The organism is Sanguibacter suarezii NBRC 16159 (assembly GCF_001552735.1).
GTDB classification, from domain to species: domain Bacteria; phylum Actinomycetota; class Actinomycetes; order Actinomycetales; family Cellulomonadaceae; genus Sanguibacter; species Sanguibacter suarezii.
In genome coordinates, this window is record NZ_BCRT01000011.1 from 116,098 (window position 1) to 133,654 (window position 17,557).

The 17,557-nt window shown below is 71.2% G+C and carries 20 protein-coding genes; 10 read left to right on the forward strand and 10 right to left on the reverse strand.

What is annotated here, in order from left to right; translation table 11 throughout:
- The gene (locus SS2_RS07640; RefSeq protein WP_281178674.1) at positions 1-564 is read left to right on the forward strand and encodes a DUF6328 family protein; all 564 of its coding nucleotides are present in this window, start codon (positions 1-3) and stop codon (positions 562-564) included.
- Between the two features lie 9 nt (positions 565-573).
- Entirely contained in the window at positions 574-1,257 is a 684-nt protein-coding gene (locus SS2_RS07645; protein ID WP_245643435.1) for a YigZ family protein, read from the forward strand.
- A gap of 36 nt (positions 1,258-1,293) precedes the next feature.
- On the opposite strand, the gene SS2_RS07650 is transcribed toward SS2_RS07645, so the two are convergent.
- From SS2_RS07650 to SS2_RS07660, 3 genes are all read right to left on the reverse strand, one after another.
- Positions 1,294-1,758, reverse strand: coding sequence for a hypothetical protein (locus SS2_RS07650; protein ID WP_066462706.1), 465 nt, complete (start codon positions 1,756-1,758; stop codon positions 1,294-1,296).
- Positions 1,759-2,046: 288 nt separating this feature from the next.
- Complete coding sequence (locus SS2_RS07655; protein ID WP_066462707.1) at positions 2,047-2,334, reverse strand: hypothetical protein; 288 nt, start codon at positions 2,332-2,334, stop codon at positions 2,047-2,049.
- Positions 2,335-2,343: 9 nt separating this feature from the next.
- Entirely contained in the window at positions 2,344-2,931 is a 588-nt protein-coding gene (locus tag SS2_RS07660; RefSeq protein WP_245643436.1) for a tyrosine-type recombinase/integrase, read from the reverse strand.
- 373 nt (positions 2,932-3,304) lie between these two features.
- Between SS2_RS07660 and SS2_RS07665 the strand changes: the two genes are divergently transcribed.
- The 6 genes from SS2_RS07665 (at position 3,305) to SS2_RS07690 (ending at position 8,144) form a co-directional block, all read left to right on the forward strand.
- The gene (locus SS2_RS07665) at positions 3,305-3,781 is read left to right on the forward strand and encodes a thioredoxin family protein (protein ID WP_066462715.1); all 477 of its coding nucleotides are present in this window, start codon (positions 3,305-3,307) and stop codon (positions 3,779-3,781) included.
- Between the two features lie 67 nt (positions 3,782-3,848).
- Positions 3,849-4,376, forward strand: coding sequence for a DUF4395 domain-containing protein (locus SS2_RS07670; protein WP_157607237.1), 528 nt, complete (start codon positions 3,849-3,851; stop codon positions 4,374-4,376).
- Positions 4,377-4,570: 194 nt separating this feature from the next.
- Positions 4,571-5,713: an LLM class flavin-dependent oxidoreductase gene (locus tag SS2_RS07675; protein ID WP_066462718.1), complete on the forward strand. Its 1,143-nt coding sequence runs from the start codon at positions 4,571-4,573 to the stop codon at positions 5,711-5,713.
- A complete protein-coding gene (locus tag SS2_RS07680; protein WP_083941941.1) occupies positions 5,710-6,267 on the forward strand; it encodes a MarR family winged helix-turn-helix transcriptional regulator in 558 nt (185 codons plus the stop codon). The genes SS2_RS07675 and SS2_RS07680 overlap by 4 nt, the downstream gene beginning before the upstream one ends.
- 34 nt (positions 6,268-6,301) lie before the next feature.
- Entirely contained in the window at positions 6,302-6,925 is a 624-nt protein-coding gene (locus SS2_RS07685) for an FMN reductase (protein ID WP_066462719.1), read from the forward strand.
- A 94-nt stretch (positions 6,926-7,019) separates the two neighbouring features.
- Positions 7,020-8,144 carry an ATP-grasp domain-containing protein gene (locus SS2_RS07690; RefSeq protein WP_066462720.1) on the forward strand — a complete coding sequence of 375 codons (1,125 nt, stop codon included), beginning with the start codon at positions 7,020-7,022 and terminating at the stop codon, positions 8,142-8,144.
- Between the two features lie 107 nt (positions 8,145-8,251).
- Here the strand turns inward: SS2_RS07690 and SS2_RS07695 are convergent, their stop codons facing one another.
- Positions 8,252-8,707 (reverse strand): tellurite resistance TerB family protein, encoded by a 456-nt coding sequence (locus tag SS2_RS07695; RefSeq protein WP_066462722.1) that lies wholly within the window; start codon positions 8,705-8,707, stop codon positions 8,252-8,254.
- 180 nt (positions 8,708-8,887) lie between these two features.
- Here SS2_RS07695 and SS2_RS07700 point away from each other — a divergent pair, with 180 nt between their 5' ends.
- The gene (locus SS2_RS07700) at positions 8,888-9,910 is read left to right on the forward strand and encodes a magnesium and cobalt transport protein CorA (RefSeq protein ID WP_066462723.1); all 1,023 of its coding nucleotides are present in this window, start codon (positions 8,888-8,890) and stop codon (positions 9,908-9,910) included.
- A 26-nt stretch (positions 9,911-9,936) separates the two neighbouring features.
- Positions 9,937-11,403, forward strand: a complete 1,467-nt coding sequence (locus SS2_RS07705) for an SDR family oxidoreductase (RefSeq protein WP_066462724.1) — start codon at positions 9,937-9,939, stop codon at positions 11,401-11,403.
- On the opposite strand, the gene SS2_RS07710 is transcribed toward SS2_RS07705, so the two are convergent.
- From SS2_RS07710 to SS2_RS07735, 6 genes are read right to left on the reverse strand one after another with little or no spacing between them, the layout of a single operon-like run.
- Positions 11,400-12,455 (reverse strand): pyridoxal-phosphate-dependent aminotransferase family protein, encoded by a 1,056-nt coding sequence (locus tag SS2_RS07710; protein ID WP_066462725.1) that lies wholly within the window; start codon positions 12,453-12,455, stop codon positions 11,400-11,402. The genes SS2_RS07705 and SS2_RS07710 overlap by 4 nt on opposite strands.
- A gap of 4 nt (positions 12,456-12,459) precedes the next feature.
- Positions 12,460-13,266: an ABC transporter ATP-binding protein gene (locus SS2_RS07715; RefSeq protein WP_066462727.1), complete on the reverse strand. Its 807-nt coding sequence runs from the start codon at positions 13,264-13,266 to the stop codon at positions 12,460-12,462.
- The gene (locus tag SS2_RS07720; protein ID WP_217995576.1) at positions 13,263-14,027 is read right to left on the reverse strand and encodes an ABC transporter ATP-binding protein; all 765 of its coding nucleotides are present in this window, start codon (positions 14,025-14,027) and stop codon (positions 13,263-13,265) included. The genes SS2_RS07715 and SS2_RS07720 overlap by 4 nt, the downstream gene beginning before the upstream one ends.
- Complete coding sequence (locus SS2_RS07725; RefSeq protein ID WP_083941947.1) at positions 14,024-14,923, reverse strand: ABC transporter permease; 900 nt, start codon at positions 14,921-14,923, stop codon at positions 14,024-14,026. The genes SS2_RS07720 and SS2_RS07725 overlap by 4 nt, the downstream gene beginning before the upstream one ends.
- Positions 14,920-15,849, reverse strand: a complete 930-nt coding sequence (locus tag SS2_RS07730; RefSeq protein ID WP_066462728.1) for an ABC transporter permease — start codon at positions 15,847-15,849, stop codon at positions 14,920-14,922. Before SS2_RS07730 ends, SS2_RS07725 begins: the two co-directional genes overlap by 4 nt.
- 5 nt (positions 15,850-15,854) lie before the next feature.
- Positions 15,855-17,447, reverse strand: coding sequence for an ABC transporter substrate-binding protein (locus SS2_RS07735; protein WP_066462729.1), 1,593 nt, complete (start codon positions 17,445-17,447; stop codon positions 15,855-15,857).
- Between the last annotated feature and the right edge of the window lie 110 nt (positions 17,448-17,557).

The following is a 17,557-nucleotide window of genomic DNA, read 5'->3' on the forward strand; positions in this document are numbered from 1 at the left end:
ATGTCTCCCGGGCCGGACCACCTCCCAGAGGCTGACGGGCCTGCACCGTCCCCCGAGCCGCCTGGCTCGGGGGACGGTCGCCGTGAGACGGCGACCGAGCGGATGGACCGCAACTGGTCGGAGCTGCTCCAGGAGCTGCGGGTGACCCAGACCGGGACGCAGATCCTCACCGGGTTCCTGCTGACGGTCCCCTTCCAGCAGCGCTTCGACCAGCTCGACTCCTCCCAACGGGGCGTCTACCTCGTCCTGGTGGTCCTGGCGATGGTCGCCACGGCCCTCCTCGTGGCTCCGGTCGCGCTGCACCGCCGCCTCTTCCGCAGGCAGCGCAAGGCCCTGGTCGTCAGTCAGGGTGACCGGTTGGCGCGGGTGGGTCTTCTGGTCCTCGGTCTGGTGCTGACCGGGTGCACCTTCTTGCTCTTCGACGTCGTGCTCGACCGTGAGACGGCCTTCGCCGCCGGCGGCTTCGTCGGAGCGGTGCTGCTCCTCCTGTGGTATCTGGTGCCCCGCATCCTCGCGCGCGACACCGATCCGCCGGGCCAGATGCCTGGCGCCACCCCTAGGTAGGCTCGTCGGGTGACCTCCCCCGTGCCACCGCAGCCTCCCTCGACGGGCAGCGGACCGCTGCTCTCCACGATCTCCGGGACCACGGTGCACGAGCTGGTGGTCAAGAAGTCTCGTTTCATCACCCGCGTGTCCCACGTCGACTCCCTCGCCGACGCCGAGGCGGTCATCGCCGCCGTGCGCAAGCAGTACTGGGACGCCCGGCACAACTGCACCGCCCTCGTCGTGGGGCCCGGCGGTGACCAGCAGCGCTCCTCCGACGACGGCGAACCCTCCGGCACGGCCGGCATCCCGATGCTCGAGGTGCTGCGCCACCGCGGCCTGACGGACGTCGTGGCTGTCGTGACCCGGTACTTCGGCGGGGTGCTGCTCGGGGCGGGCGGCCTGGTGCGGGCGTACTCCACGGCGGTCAGCCAGGCTCTGGACGCTGCCACCCTCGTGCGCCGAGAGATGCGGGCCGAGGTGGTGCTGCAGGCCGGCCACAGCGAGGCCGGACGGCTCGAGCACGTGCTCCGCGACTGGTCGCTGACACATCAGGCAACGTTCCTGCCTGTCGTCTACGACGTCGGGGCGACCTTCACGTTGCTCGTCCCGCCGGCTCGGATCGCTCAGCTCGAGGAAGCCGTCGCGGCAGCCACCGCCGGTGCGGTCTCGGTGGACGTGCGCGGGTGGCAGGTGACCGACGTCCCGGGGTGACCCCGCGGGCGACGTCGTTGGCTCACCGCCTCCTGCTCACCAGGTCCAGCCGCGTGAGCAGAGCTCAAGCTCCTTGCGCATCCGGGTCTCTTCGTTGACCGTCCACGACCCGGTGGACTCGTCCGGCACGGGCGGCGCCTCGGCCTCGGCCAGCACGCCGATGAGGCGACAAGCCTCGGCGAGCAAGGCGTCGTAGGCGTACTGGGTCGCCCGCAGGTGATGGGCCAGCGCGATGGTCGAGCTGTCCTGCTCCAGCCGCTGGATCTCCGCTGAGAGCGCCGTCAGCCGGCACTGCAGGGCGAGAACTTCGAAGGGGTCGTCGTCCTGGCTGTGATCGACCGCCGGACGGCGGAGCACGTGCATGTGCCGAGCCATGAAGGCTAGCTCGCCGCCGTTCTCGGCATGCCTGCCCGGGCTGCGCCAGCGCCCCTGCTGCCCTCCGGTGCGGGATCCGGCGCCGCTGGACCGGGTGCTGCTGAGCCCGGCGCTGTGCTGGCCCATGGTTGCGTGCGGAGCGCTCCGTGCGCTGTGCCGGCGCCGTGCATGCCGGGCGGGTGCTGCGCGCCGCGCGGTGGCCGCTATGACACCGGCTGCGCACACGAGAGTGATGCTGACCGTGAAGATGATCCAACCCATGTCTCTGCCCTCACCACTGGGGGATTTCAGCGTAGGTCGGTTGCAGCGAACCTGCCCGGCTCGCGAGGACGGTCCGCGGGCAGTCGTGCCGCCACGTCGTCCGGACCAGCGCAGACGTGAGGAAACTCTGTCAGCATCCCTTCGCTGAGACGATCAGACGGGGTACCACCGTCCGCCGTAGCGTCGGGTCAGCGTGACGGTGCCGAGGTCAGCCAGGGCACCTGTCGTGGCGCAGACGTGGTCGGCCACGCGTGCTGCAGCAGGGTCGTCGTCGGCGGTGAAGCGGACGGTGATGCGAGCCTGGCCGGCGACCACGGAGACGTCGGAGGCCTCGACGGTGGTCAGCTCGGTCCCAGCTGCGACGGCGGCAGGCAGCACCGTCTCCGGGCGCACCCCGGGGCGCAGCATCCCGATGACGCTCATGACTCGGTAGGACGGCATCGGGTCAGCCTAGACCTCCTCGTCGGCTGCTTCTGGTGCCTCGCCGAGGTCAGCCGACCATGCGCGGCGCACCTGCTCGAACCGCGTGGGCAGCGGCGGGCGCAGCCCGGCGTGCCGAGCGTTGGTGCGGTGGATGAACCGTCGCCAGGACAGCACCAGCCCCTGCCTCGTGATCGGCAGACCGGCCGAGACGGTCACACCGTTGTCGTGGGTGTGATGGACCGTGAGCAGCAGGGCCCTCGGGTCGGAGCCCTCAAGCTCGGCGCACAGCTGCGCGCGCACGGCGAACCAGCGGTCCAGCACCAGGCGTGCTCCGTCGTCGAGGGGGTGCTCGCGGACGGTCCGCAGCTTTCCGTGCTCCACGACCACGCTCCCCCGGTCTGGTGCGAAGGAGTCGATCGTGCAGCGCAGCAGATCGCCGTAGCGCGCACCGGTGCACCTGCTCAGCGCGACGATCACCGCGAGGCGCACGATCTCGGGCTTGGCGCCCGTGCGCATGGCATCGACGGACAGCTCGCGCCAGACCTGGTCCGCCTCGGCGCGCGTCACGGCTGGCCGGGGGTACCTGTTGGTCCCTGCTTCTTGTGGTGAGTTCACAGCTTGAGTCTCCCCCATAGTGCGGTAGGCGCTTGGCACACTATTTTTAATAGTGAAGAACTCATGAGGGTTCGAGATCTTCCAGCTGGTGGGCACACCCTGTCGCGGTGTTCTGTGTGCGTGGTTGAATGCGTGACATGTGCCAGCACCTCCGCCCGACCTCACCCCGCGCCCACCGCGCCGGAGAGCGCTGTCGGGCGTGCTGCTGCCCCGTCGGCTGACCTCGCGCCCACCCCTCGCGCACCGACCGACGCGCTCCCCCGCACTCTCACCGGCCGCTCCCACGGCCCACCGCGACCTGCTGGACAGGTCGCTGCCGCCCCCGGATTCCTGAGACCTGGGCTCCCCCTCTCTGGCAGACACGGATCCCGTCATGGACGTACTGTTCACCTCCCCGCTCGGCCGCGCCGCAGCCCTCGTGGCGCTCCTGGCCCTGACGACCCTGGGCTGGTACCTCGCTTCGCGGCGCGCCGGGCGGATGCGCCCGGCGGGCAGGCTCACCTCGCCGGCACGCCCCGTCTTCGACCTCGCGGCCGTCGGTGCGCCCGAGCGCGCGCCAGCGACCTTTGTCCAGTTCTCCTCCGCTGTCTGCTCACCCTGCCGCCACGTCGCACGCGTGCTCACCGCGCTGAGCGCGGCCGACGACGACGTCGCACACATCGAGCTGGACGCCGCCCTGCACCCCGACCTCGTGCGCACCTACGGGGTGCTGCGAACCCCGACCGTCCTGCTGGTCGGTGCGGACGGCACGATCCACGGACGGGCCACGGGCGCGATGACGGCCGCCCAGGCCCGCGAGGCGCTGGCCACGCTGCACCTCTCGGAGCCCCACGAGCCCGCTGCTCCGTAGCGCCGCTCTCCCACCGCTTCCCTCACCCATCCCCCGCCCATCCGCCACTCACCTCAAGGGACGTCCCGTGACCAACTCCTCCGACTCCTCTGACTCCACCTCGGTATCAGCCGCTCGCCCTGCTCCCGCCAGCACCGCTCCCCTGACCGCCCGCACCGCCCGCGGCATCGACCCCCGCGGACCGCGCTTCGGTGCAGCCCTCATGACCGTCCTGCTGGCAGCGACGGTGCTGGCCGGTACGTCGACCACCGCGACGGTCCTGCTGGCGATCGCCGTCGCGGCCTTCGCGCTGGGCGCCGTGCGGGGGGCTCAGGGCACCGTCCAGGGCTGGCTGTTCACGACCCTCGTCCGGCCTCGGCTGGCGCCGCCCACCGAGCTCGAGGACCCCGCACCGCCGCGCTTCGCGCAGCGCGTGGGCCTGGTCATCACCGGTCTGGGCCTGCTGCTCGGCCTTACCGTCACCCCGGTGGCGATCCCCGTGGCTGCCGGCGTGGCTCTCGTCGCGGCCTTCCTCAATGCTGCCTTCAACGTGTGCCTGGGCTGCCAGATGTACCTCGCGATCCAGCGGCTCACGCCAGGCCGCGCAGCCGCCTGAGCCCGGCTGCATGAGCCCGGTCGCCTGAGCCCAGCTGAGCGCGCCCCACCCGCCTGACCGCCAGTCACGTCGCCGCAGCGACCTCGCCGCAACCGGTGACCAGAGCCACACCGGACGGGCCGGAATATCGTGGACCATGGAGTAGTTGAGACGTAAACTACATGCAAACGCATCTACTTGAGGAGCTGGTCCCCATGCAGTTCGGAATCTTCACCGTCGGCGACGTCACGATGGATCCCACCACCGGGCGTACCCCGACCGAGAACGAGCGGATCAAGGCGACCATCCAGATCGCGCTCAAGGCTGAAGAGGTCGGCCTCGACGTCTTTGCGACCGGGGAGCACCACAACCCGCCCTTCGTGCCGTCATCCCCCACCACGACGCTGGGCTACATCGCGGCCAAGACCTCGACGATCATGCTGTCCACCGCCACCACCCTCATCACCACCAACGACCCGGTGAAGATCGCCGAGGACTACGCGACCCTCCAGCACCTCGCCGACGGCCGCCTCGACCTCATGATGGGCCGCGGCAACACCGGACCGGTCTACCCGTGGTTCGGCCGCGACATCCGCCAGGGCATCGAGCTCGCCGTCGAGAACTACGCGCTGCTGCGCCGTCTGTGGACCGAGGACGTCGTGGACTGGGAGGGCCAGTTCCGCACCCCGCTGCAGAGCTTCACCGCGACCCCGCGCCCGCTCGACGGCGTCGCGCCCTTCGTCTGGCACGGCTCGATCCGCAGCCCGCAGATCGCCGAGCAGGCCGCCTACTACGGCGACGGGTTCTTCCACAACAACATCTTCTGGCCCATCGAGCACACCCGGCAGATGGTCTCCCTCTACCGCCAGCGCTTCGAGCACTACGGTCACGGCACCGCAGACCAGGCGATCGTCGGGCTCGGCGGACAGGTCTTCATGCGCAAGAGCTCCCAGGAGGCCAAGCGCGAGTTCCGCCCCTACTTCGACAACGCCCCGGTCTACGGCCACGGCCCGTCGATGGAGGACTTCACCGCCCAGACGCCGCTCACCGTCGGCAGCCCCCAGGAGGTCATCGACCGCTACGCCACCATGCGTGACGAGGTCGGCGACTACCAGCGCCAGCTCTTCCTCATGGACCACGCAGGCCTGCCGCTCAAGACGGTCCTGGAGCAGCTCGACCTGCTCGGTGAAGAGGTCGTCCCCGTGCTGCGCAAGGAGTTCGACTCCAAGCGTCCCGCCCACGTCCCGGACGCCCCCACCCACGCCTCGCTCGTGGCCAAGGCCGGCGGCGCGCAGGACTCCACGGTCTACGCCCCCGCCGACGACGTCACCGGCGCCTCCCCCGTGGCCCGGTCATGACCACGACCGCCACGACGACGCAGGGTCCCGCCGCACCCGGCGCGCCCGCCCCCCAGACCGAGCACGTCGAGCACACCGACCCGCGGCTCGCACCGCGGTCCTGGGAGGCGCTGTTCCGCGCCCAGGTCGCGCTCATGCAGCGGTTCTCCGCCGAGGACATCTGGGCCCCGGCGACGGTGCGCGAGTACGACGTGCTCTTCACCCTGAGCACCGCTGACCCCTGTGGGCTGCGCCTGAACGAGCTCAACCGGGACGTCCTCATCTCCCAGCCGTCGCTGAGCCGGATGGTCGACCGCCTCGAGGCCAAGGGCCTGGTCACCAAGCGGCCGGCCGACGGCGATCGGCGCGGCACCCTCATCGCCCTCACCCCCGCCGGGGCGCAGCTGCAGAAGACGATCGGCCGCAGGCACGTGCGCAGCATCCGCGCCTACCTCGAGCCCGCGCTGACCGACGAGGAGATGACCACCCTGGAGGAGCTGTGCACCAAGCTGCGCCTGGCCCAGGGCCGCATCCCCGACGCCGCGACCGCCAGCGACGCAAGCGCACACCAGTAACCGTCGTCCCCCTCGCACCACCCGAAAGGCCATCATGACCACCACCACCCGCACGATCGTCGCCGTGACGGCCGGCCTGAGCCAGCCGTCCTCCACCCGCCTGCTCACCGACCGCCTGGTCGCCGACGCCGTCACCGAGCTCACCACCCGCGGCGTGCAGACCGAGGTGCAGGTCGTCGAGCTGCGCGACCTCGCCCACGAGATCATGGACACCATGCTGACCGGCTTCCCGCCGCCCCGGCTGCGGGCCGTGATCGACGCCGTGACCGCGGCCGACGGCATCATCGCCGTGACCCCGATCTTCACCGCGTCCTACTCGGGTCTGTTCAAGTCGTTCTTCGACGTCGTGGACTCCACCGCGATCACCGGCGTCCCGGTGCTCATGGGCGCCACCGCCGGCTCGCCGCGCCACTCCCTGGCCCTCGAGCACGAGCTGCGCCCGATGTTCTCCTACCTGCGCGCGATCGTCACCCCGACGGCCGTGTTCGCCGCCTCCACGGACTGGGGTTCAGGGGCCACGACCGACGACCTGGCCGGCCGGATCCGTCGTGCCGCCACGGAGTTCTCCGCCCTGGTCGCAGCCCACGAGCAGCCCGCGCAGCCGACGAGCCCGCTCGGGGACTTCGTCCCCTTCGCCCAGCAGCTCGCGGGGAAGTGACGAGCGTGCCGGGATGGACGAGAAGGCGAGTAATCTTGCGCCTGAGCGCCCGGAACCCGGCACGCCCCTCCACCACGGACACAGCAAGGATCACGTGACACTGAACATCTGGCTCAACCGGACGTACGCCACCAACTACTGGTTCCTGCAGATGCTGCGCAGCAATCCTGACCATCGCAGCGTCCGGCTGTTCGCCACCCACACCGATGAGACCTCCCCGGTCCTCCAGGCCGCCGACGTCGCCCTGCCCGAGCCGCGCCTCACCGGGGACGCGTACGTGGACTGGGCTCTCGACTTCTGCCGCACCCACGCCATCGACGTGCTGCTGCCCGGCACCGGGATCGCCGAGATCGCCGCGCGCACCGCGGACTTCGCCGCCCTCGGGGTGACGGTGCTCGCCTCTCCGGCCGCCTCCATCGCTCTGCTCGACGACAAGTGCGCCACCTACGCCTCGGCCAGCCGGCTGGGCCTGCCCGTGCCGCCGTGGCGCCAGGCCCAGGGCGCCGACGAGCTGGAGGCCGCCGTGGCCTCTCTGCGCGAGGAGCTGGAGCCGGACGAGACGATCTGCATCAAGCCGCTCAGCGGCGTGGGAGCCGAGGGGTTCCGGGTGCTCAGCGACAACCCGCTGAGCCTGGACGACCTGCTCGCGCCGCCCGCGCACCGGGTGCGCCTGGACGAGGTCACCGCCGCGCTGCGCACCGCGGAGGGCGCGGACCGCACAGTCCCGGCCCTCATGGTCATGCCGTACATGGCCTCCCCCGAGATCAGCGTCGACTGCCTGAGCGACCCCTACGGGGAGCTGCTCGCCGCCCTGCCGCGTGCCAAGGACGGACGACGCCGGACCTTCCTCGATGACACCCCGCGCGCCATCGACATCGCCCGTCAGATCACCGGTGCGTACCAGCTCGCCTACCTGAGCAACACCCAGCTTCGCTGGTGGCGCGGTGAGCTGGCGCTGCTCGAGGTCAACACGCGTCCCTCGGGCGGGCTCTTCGCAGCCAGCCTCACGGGAGTCAACCTCCCGTGGGCCGCTGTGCGTCTCGCGGTCGACGGCGACGCCGGGCCGCTCGAGCCCACCCTGGGTGCCTCCTTCGTCACCGTCGAGACCCTGGTCCCGCTGCCTGCGGCGCCGACCCCGTCGGTCCCGCTCAACGTCAACCCCGCTCCTCCGGCGACCGTAGGCCTGACCGGTGACCAGCCCCTCGTGCGGGGTCTGTGACCCACCCGCAGCCCCACCCGCAGCCGCACCCGCAGCCGCACCCGCACCCACGCACAGACGGCGGCCACCCCGAGCCGGGGTGGCCGCCGTCTGCTGTCGAGCTCAGATCAGAGGTCGAACTCCGCGGGAGCGATGCCCACCGCGAAGCAGGCCTCCTTGACCGCCTGGCGCTCGGCGGCGTCGAAGTCGCCGTCCGAGCCGCCGATGATGATGCCGATCTGGATGACGGCGCGAGCCTGGTCCTGCTTGGACTTGAGCTTGGCGATCGCGGAGACCGCCTCGACCTTGCCGAAGTCGTAGTCGCGGTCCAGACGGTCGCAGTAGAAGTCGAACTTCTCACGCAGCTCACTCGGGGAGAACACGGCGAGGATGTCGTTGTTCATGATGAGCGCGGCCGTCTTGCTGCGCTCGGTCTGGTCGATCGTGCCGTCGGCCGCGGCGATGAGCGCGCACATCGCCATGCTGGCGTTGGCGAAGTCCTTGTTGGTGAACTGCTTGGACTTGGTCTTGAGCTGGTCGCTCATCTCCGAGGTCTTCGTCTTGAGCTGGTCCCAGAACGCCATGTGCACAATCCTCCGCGTGGTCTGTGGCGCTGGTGTTCACCGGCGCCGTCGGGGTCGTCGCAGCTCCGGCTCTCACAGCCGTCCCCATGACTGCAGCGATCCTATCGCCCGGCACCGGCCATACTTGGCCCAGCCCCTGCCCGCACTCCAGCTGTGCCCCCGCCTGACGAGAGAGACTCCATGCCCCTGATCGACAACGCCGTCTACGTCGACGGTGTGCGCCGCGCCGAACCCGCTTCCCTGGACCTCACCTACGACGTGCTGCGCGCCGAGCACGGCATGGCGTGGATCGGGCTGTACCGGCCCGACGAGGACGAGATCGCCTCCCTGCAGGACGAGTTCGGGATCCACCCGCTGGCCGTCGAGGACACCATCAAGGCCCACCAGCGACCGAAGATCGAGCGCTACGGCGACGTCCTGTTCACCGTGCTGCGCCCGGCCCGGTACATCGACTCCGAGGAACGCGTGGAGTTCGGGGAGCTGCACGTGTTCACCGGACCAGACTTCGTCGCGACCGTCCGCCACGCCGAAGCACCCGACCTCGTCAAGGTCCGAGGCCGCATGGAGGCCGCCCCCGAGCTGCTGGCCCTGGGCCCGCAAGCCGTCCTCTACGCCATCCTCGACGAGGTCGTCGACGACTACGCCCCCGTGGTCGCCGGGCTGGAGAACGACATCGACGAGATCGAGGACGAGCTCTTCGCCAGCACCTCGGCCGTCTCCCGGCGCATCTACGACCTCTTCCGTGAGGTCATGGAGTTCCAGCGGGCCACCCGCCCGCTGCTGGACATGCTCGACCTGCTCAAGACCGGTGCCGCCAAGGACGGCGGCGCCACGGACGACGAGCTCACCCGGTACCTGCGCGACGTCCACGACCACGTGGTGCGGGTGGTCGACCGGGCAGATGCCTTCCGGGCGCTGCTGCAGAACGCCCTCACGGTCAACGCGACCGTCGTGGCCGAGCGGCAGAACGAGGAGATGCGAGCGATGACCGTCTCGAGCCTGGAGCAGAACGAAGAGGTCAAGCGGATCTCGGCGTGGGCGGCGATCCTCTTCGCCCCGTCCCTGGTCACCGGGGTGTACGGGATGAACTTCGAGGACATGCCCGAGCTCACCTGGGCAGCTGGCTACCCGCTCGCACTGGCCCTCATGGTGGCCGGCTCGGTCACCCTCTACCGCGTCTTCCGCTGGAAGAAGTGGCTGTAGCGGGTCGACGCACCTAGCATCGACGGATGACCGAGTCGCAGCTGGTCCTCGTCACCGGCGCCACCGGGTACATCGGAGGCCGGCTCGTCCCGCGCCTGCTCGCTCGCGGCTACCGCGTGCGGGTGCTCGTGCGCACCCCGGCCCGCCTCGACCACGTCCCCTGGCACGACGACGTCGACATCGTCGCCGGCGACCTGTCGTCGGTGGACGACACCGCCGCCGCCTGCGAGGGGGTGCACACCGCCTTCTACCTCGTGCACTCCATGGGGTCCGGAAAGCAGTTCGAGGAGACCGAGCAGCACAACGCTCGCGTCATGGCCGACGCCGCCGCGCTGGCCGAGGTCACCCGGGTGGTCTACCTCGGCGGCCTGCACCCCGAGGGGGTGAAGCTCTCCCCGCACATGCGCTCTCGCACGGCCGTGGGCAAGATCCTGCTCGACGGGCCGGTCCCGGCTGTGGTCTTCCAGGCCGGGGTGGTCATCGGGTCGGGGTCGGCATCCTTCGAGATGATCCGTCACCTCACCGAGAACCTGCGGGTGATGCCCGCCCCGAGCTGGGTGACCAACGAGATCGAGCCGATCGCCATCCGTGACGTGCTGCACTACCTGGCCAGCGCCCCGGCGCTGACCGAGCCGCTCAACCGGACCTTCGACCTCGGCTCCCGCGAGGTCCTCACCTACGCCGCTCTCATGTACGGCTACGCCCACGAGGCGCACCTGCCGCCGCGCCACATCTACGCGCTGCCGGTCCCCGCACCGCGGCTGGCCGGGTGGTGGGTCGCGCTCGTGACGCCCATCCCGCACTCCATGGCCGTCCCCCTCGTGCAGTCCTTGCAGCACCCCGCGGTGTGCTCCGAGCACGACGTCGACGCCGTGCTCCCGCTGCCCCCGGGCGGGCTCACCAGCTACCGCCACGCGGTGCGGCTGGCCCTGCGCAGGATCCAGCTCGGTGAGGTGGAGACGGCCTGGACGAGCGCGTCGTCGGGCGTGGCGGCGGACCCGCTGCCCAGCGACCCCGACTGGGCCGGGCGCACCGTCTACGTCGACGACCGGTCCAAGACCGCCCCGGTGCGCCCCGAGGCGGTGTGGAAGGTGATCGAGGGGATCGGCGGGGACAACGGCTGGTACTCCCTGCCCGCGGCGTGGGTGATCCGCGGCCTGGCCGACAAGCTCGTCGGCGGCGCCGGGCACAACCGCGGGCGCCGCAACCCCACGTCGCTCGTGGTCGGTGACGCGGTGGACTGGTGGCGGGTGGAGCACATCGATCCCGGACGCCAGCTGCGGCTGCGCGCGGAGATGCGCGTTCCCGGCGGAGCCTGGCTGGAGCTCACCGCCGAGCCGGACGGTGACGGCACCCGGTACCGTCAGCGAGCCATCTACTTCCCCCGCGGGCTGCTCGGCAAGCTCTACTGGTGGGCGATCTTCCCCTTCCACGGGATCATCTTCCCGTCGATGGCGAAGAACATCCTGGCTCGCGCCGCGGCGTCGGGCTAGGCCGTCGCCTCGACCGCGCGGGCCAGCGCGGCCAGCGCGCGCTCGACCGCCTCTGGCGTGGCGTGGCGCCCGGTGTGGTTGATCCGGACCACCGTGCCCTCCAGCGAGCCGTTGCCGGCGCTGACGAGCCCGCCGCTGGCCTCGGTCGCCACACGAGTGAACGCGGCCCCGTCCACGCCCAGGGGGATGGCGACGATGGTCACGACCGAGGCGTACCCGGAGGGGCCGCGCTGCCAGGGGTGCAGTCCCAGCGGCGCGAGGCCGGCGCGCGCCTGCGCCGCGGCGGCGGTGTGGCGGGCGATCACCGCGTCGAGTCCCTCGGCTGCCACCCGGTCCAGCGCCGCGCTCAGCGCCCGGGTCTCCAGGACCGAGGGGGTCCCGGGGATCGCCGTGCGGTCGGTGCGCAGCCACAGCTCTCGCCAGTCCGTGAGCGACAGCACCGAACCGCGCAGCGCGGCCGGGTTGGCGTCGATGACCTCCCAGGCCCGGGCGGAGACGCTCGCCGCGCTGATGCCCGCCGGGCCGGCCAGCGACTTCTGCCCGCCGATGACGCACACGTCGGCGCCCCACCGGACGGGCGTGACCGGCTCGGCGCCGATCGAGGCCACGGCGTCGACGACGGTGAGCACGCCGCGCGAGCGGGCCAGGGCCACGATCTCGGCGACCGGGTTGGTGCCCCCGGTCGCCGCCTCCGCGTGGGCGAGGGCGAGCACGCTCGCCTGCGGGTGGGCGTCCAGCGCCGTGCGCACCTGGTCGAGGGTGACGACCGCGTCGAGCGGGCTGACGACGTCGACCACCTGGGCGCCGGCCGTGCGCATCCAGTCGCCGAAGATCGCACCATAGGGGCCGGTCACGACGTTGATCGTGGTCGCCCCGGGCGCGGCGACGTTCTTGGCCACTGCCTCCAGCAGCACGATCGCCTCCGCCTGGACCAGGACGACGTCGTCGTCGGTGGCCAGCAGGTCGGCGACCTGCGACTCCAGCGCGGCCAGGAAGGCAGCGTCGATCCCGGGGACGTCGAGCAGGGTCGTGGGGTCGAAGGTCATCGTCATCCGATCATCGTGGGGCGGCTGTGCGAGCTGTGCTGCCGGTGCTGCCTGTGCGTGCCGTGGTGGTCAGCCGGGGTGCGGCGTCGAGCAGGTCCCGAGCGTAGGCCGTGCGCGGTCCGGCGAAGAACTCCTGCGCCGGGGCGTCCTCGACCACCTCGCCGGCACGCATCACCACCACACGGTCGCACAGCCGGTGCACGACGGCGAGGTCGTGGGTGATGAGCACGACTGTCAGCCCCAGGGTGCGCTGCAGATCGGCGAGCAGGTCCAGCACGGTGCGCTGGACCGAGACGTCCAGGGCCGACGTCGGCTCGTCGGCGACGAGGACACGCGGGCTGAGCACGAGCGCCCGGGCGATCGCCACCCGCTGGCGCTGCCCGCCGGAGAGCTGGCGGGGGTAGGCGTCGAGGACGGAGACCGGCAGGCGGACGAGCTCCATGAGCTCGACGCAGCGGTCACGCACCCGGGCCCGCGGCACCATCTTGTGCACCCTGAGCAGCTCGGAGAGTACCTGGGAGACGGTCATCCGGGGGTTGAGGGAGGAGAAGGGGTCCTGGTAGACCACCTGGATCGCGCGCCGCAGCTCCCGGGTGCGGTGCCCCAGGGCGGAGCCGTCGAGCATCACGGCACCGGCGGTGGGGTCCAGCTCACCGGCGATCACGCGGGCGACCGTGGTCTTCCCAGAGCCCGACTCGCCCACCACACCCACCACGGACCCGGCCGGGACGGCGAAGGACACCCCGTGCACCACCGGGGTGGAGCCGTAGGAGACCTGCAGACCGCGGACCTCCAGCCGAGGCGTCGACTCGTTCATCGGGCGTCTCCAGGGTGTGTCAGGGCTGGCTCACCCGGGCGCGGCACCTCGAGCACCGCGTCGACCAGGGACCGGGTGTACGGATGCTCCGGGGCGGTGACCACCTGGGCCGTCGAGCCACGCTCGACGACCCGGCCCGCCTCCATGACCACCACGCTCGAGCAGACCTGGCTGACGACGGCGAGGTCGTGGCTGACGAAGACCACCGTCAGGCCGCGGTCCCGGCGCAAGGTCTCGATGAGCGCGAGGACCTGCGCCTGGACGGTGACGTCCAGGGCCGTGGTGGGCTCGTCGCAGAGCAGGATCTCCGGCTCTGCGGCCAACGCGATCGCGAGCACCACGCGCTGGCGCTGCCCGCCGGAGAGCTGGTGGGGGTAGGACCGCAGCCGGGCGACGGGGTCGGGCAGACCGACCTCGGTGAACAGCTCCACGGCCCGCGCCCGGGCTGCTGACCGGGACATCCCACGCACGTGCCGGCAGATCTCGATGACGTGGTTGCCCACCGTGGTCAGCGGGTCCAGGGCGCTGAGCGGGTCCTGGAAGACCATGCCGAGCCGGCCCGAGGTGGTCACGGTCCCCGCCGCGATGCGCACACCGCGCGGCAGCAGGCCGATGATCGCCTTGAGGGTCAGGCTCTTGCCGGAGCCGGACTCCCCCACGACGCCGATCGCCTCACCGGCCTCGACGCGCAGGTCGATGCCGTGGACCAGCCGGCCGTGGGGGCCGTCGATGCTCAGCCCGGCCACCTCGATGGCGCTCACTCGACCCTCCACACGTCGCCGATGCCGTCGCCCAGCAGCGACAGCCCGATCCCGGTCCACACGACGGCGGCGCCGGGGATCACCGACAGCCACCACTTGGTGGCCACGAAGGCCTGGCCGTCGCTGATCATCGTCCCCCAGTCGGCTGTGGGCGGCTGCACGCCGAGGCCGAGGTAGCTCAGCGTGACGACCGCGACGATGACGAAGACGATGTCGTTCATGAGCAGCACGATCGCCTGGGTCAGGGTGTTGGGCAGGATGTGGCGGACCAGGATCCGGGCGTGGGACAGCCCGCCGCCGCGGGCTGCGGCGACCCAGCCCGAGCTCGCGTGCACGGCCGTGGTCGCGCGCAGCACCCGGGCATAGGTGACCCAGCCGACCAGGGCGAGGGCCACGGAGATGCCCTGCTCACCGGCGCCCACAGCGAAGACCACCGCCACGACGATGACGTAGAACGGGAAGGCGACGACGGTGTCCACCACGCGGGAGACCACCCAGTCGTAGGCCCCGCCGACGTAGCCGCTGGTCGTACCGACCAGCACGCCCACGATGAAGGGGATGATCACGGCGAGCCCCGCGATGCGCAGGTCCGTGCGCGCGGCGTAGAGCAGCCGGGAGTAGATGTCGCGACCGAGCTGGTCGGTGCCCAGCCAGTGCTCGCCGGAGGGTGCCTGCAGGCCGCCGAGCAGGTTCTGCGCGGCAGGGTCGTGGGTGGCCAGCACCGGCGCGAGGAGGGCTGCCAGGACGACCGTCGCGGTGATGACCGCCCCGGCCACGAAGGCCGGGGTGCGTGCCATCCGCCGCCACAGCGGGCCCGCCCCCCGGGCCACCTCGCCGGCTGCGCCGGTGCCCGCCTGGGCGCCCGGGCCCTGCTGGGTCGAGCCGATCGCCGTCATGACAGCCTCGATCGCGGGTCGAGGCGGTCGACGAGGAAGTCCGTGGCGACCGTGACAGCCACCACCGCCACGGCGCAGAACAGCGCGACCCCCTGGACCACCGGGAAGTCGCGGTTGCTGATCGACTCGAACATGAGCGCTCCCAGGCCGTTGAGGGCGAAGACCCGCTCGATGACGAGGGTCCCGCCGATCATGTACGCGATGTTCAGGCCGAACAGCGTCAGGGTGGGCAGGGCCGCATTGCGCAGGACGTGCGCGAGCACCCGCCGACGCGGCAGGCCGGCCGCGGTGAGGGCCGCGACGAAGTCGGCGTCGAGCACCTCGAGGAGCTGGGCACGCAGGGTCCGTACGAGGACCGGCGTCATGGAGATCGCGATCGCCGCGGCCGGCAGCACGAGGCTGCGCACGCCGTCGGACCCGCCCGCAGGCAGCCAGCCGAGGTTGACGGCAAAGACCACGATGAGCAGCAGACCGATCCAGAAGGTCGGCATCGCCAGGCCGATCGCCGGCACCACCCGGATGACGTGGTCGATCACGCCGTCCTTGTGCAGGGCTGCCGCGAAGGCCAGCGGCACGACGAGCAGCAGGGTGCCCAGCGCGGCCAAGGCCACGATCGACAACGTCACACCGACCCGCCCGGCGATGAGCTCGCTCGTGGGGACGTTGTAGATGAGGGAGGTACCCACGTCACCGTGCAGCACCACCCCGCTGACATAGCTCCACAGCTGGGCTCCCAGCGGCTGGTCGAGGCCCATCTGCGCCTCGAGGGCCGCGACGGCCTCGTCGGTGGCCTGGTCGCCCAGGACCGCCGCGGCAGGCCCGCCGGGGACCAGGCGGAGCAGGAAGAAGGTGGCCAGGACCACCCCGGTGACCACGGGTACGACGCGCAGCGCCGTACGCCGCAGCCACCGCAGAGAACCGGTCATCGTCGTTACCTGGTGAGCCACGTGTCCTGGAGCCGGACGCTGCCGTTGGGCAGCACCGTCAGGCCCTGGACGGTGGCCTGGGCGGCCTTGATGTTGGACGGGTAGGACAGCGGGATGAACGGCGCGTCCGCCGCGATCATGGCCTGGATCTGGGAGTAGACGGCCGTGCGGTCGGCGCCGTCGGGCAGCGTGCGGCCCTGGGCGATGAGGGCGGTGACCTCGGGGTTGTCGTAGTGCGTCCAGTACCCGTTGGTCCCGCCGGCCGGGTCGGCCTGGAAGGTGACGATGCCGTTGGGGTCGGCGACGTCCGAGGTCGCGCTGTTGATCATGAAGGAGAAGTCGAAGGCGCGGAACCGCTCCCGGAAGGCCGCGAGGTCGATGGACTCGATCTCCACGGTGATACCGATCTCGGCGAGCTGAGCCTGGATGATCTGGGCCTCCTGGGCGCGCAGGCTGTTCCCGCTCGCCACGAGCAGCGTCGTGGTGAAGCCCTCGGGGTAGGCGGAGGCTGCGATCGCGGCCTTGGCGGCGTCGACGTCGTAGCTGAGCGAGTCGATCGACGCGTCGTAGCCGGGGATGGACGGCGGCAGCACCGACCCGGCGACCTCGGCGGTGCCGAAGCTCGTCGCGGCGACGATGCCCTCACGGTCGAGGGCGTAGGAGACCGCACGGCGCACGTCGCGGTCGGCAAAGTGCTCGTCGAGGGTGTTGAAGAAGACCTCTTCCACGACCCAGCTCGGCGTGGTGGACACCGTCAATGAGGCGTTCGACTCGAGGGTGGCGACGTTGGCGCTCGCGACGGTGTCGATGACGTCGACCTGGCCGGACTGCAGCTGGGCCACGAGCTGGTTGTCGTCCTGGACGAGGGAGTAGACGACCGCGTCGAGGTAGGGCTTGCCGTCCTGCCAGTAGTGCTCGTTCTTGGTGAAGGAGATGTCCCCTCCCTCGGTCCAGGAGTCCACGACGAAGGGACCGGTGCCGACGGGGTCCTTGAAGAAGGTCTCCTCGTCGACGCCGCCGAGGCCAGCGGGCAGGATACCGTTGGAGAAGCCGGCGAGCTCGGCGGCGAAGGGCGTGTACGCCTCGCTCAGCGTGATGACGACGGTGTCCGTGCCGGAGGCTTCGATCGAGGTGATCGGGGCGTGCAGCGGCAGCGGGCCGCCCACCTCGAGGTGACGGTTGAGGGAGTAGACGACGTCCTCGGGGGTGACCGCGTCACCGGTCGAGAACTGCACGCCCGGGCGGAGCGTGAAGGTCCACACGAGGCCGTCCTCGCTCGAGGAGTACTCGCTCGCCAGCCACGGCTCGATCTCGCCCTGGGCGTCGAAGGACAGCAGCGGCTCGAAGATCTTGTCGATCGCGAAGGCGTTGTTCGCGGTGATCTGCGTGTGCAGGTCGAGGGAGGTGGGTGACTGCGTCCGGGCGAAGGTCAGCGTCCCGCCCGGGGTGGGGGCCGTCGTCGTCGGCGCCGCCGAGCCGCCGGGGAGCGGGGAGGAGGACGCGGTACACCCTGCCAGCACGAAGACCCCAGCGGTGAGGACGGCCACGCCGGCGCGGCGGATCGTCGTGGAAGGGGTACGCGGGGTGGAGAGGGTCACGTCCGTGCTTCTTTCTGTGGGGGCCGGGCACCTGAGTGCCGGACCCGCGGTGACAGTGCGCTCCCGATGAAGCGGTCGTCCTACGTTTTCACGTCTGACCATCCGGATGC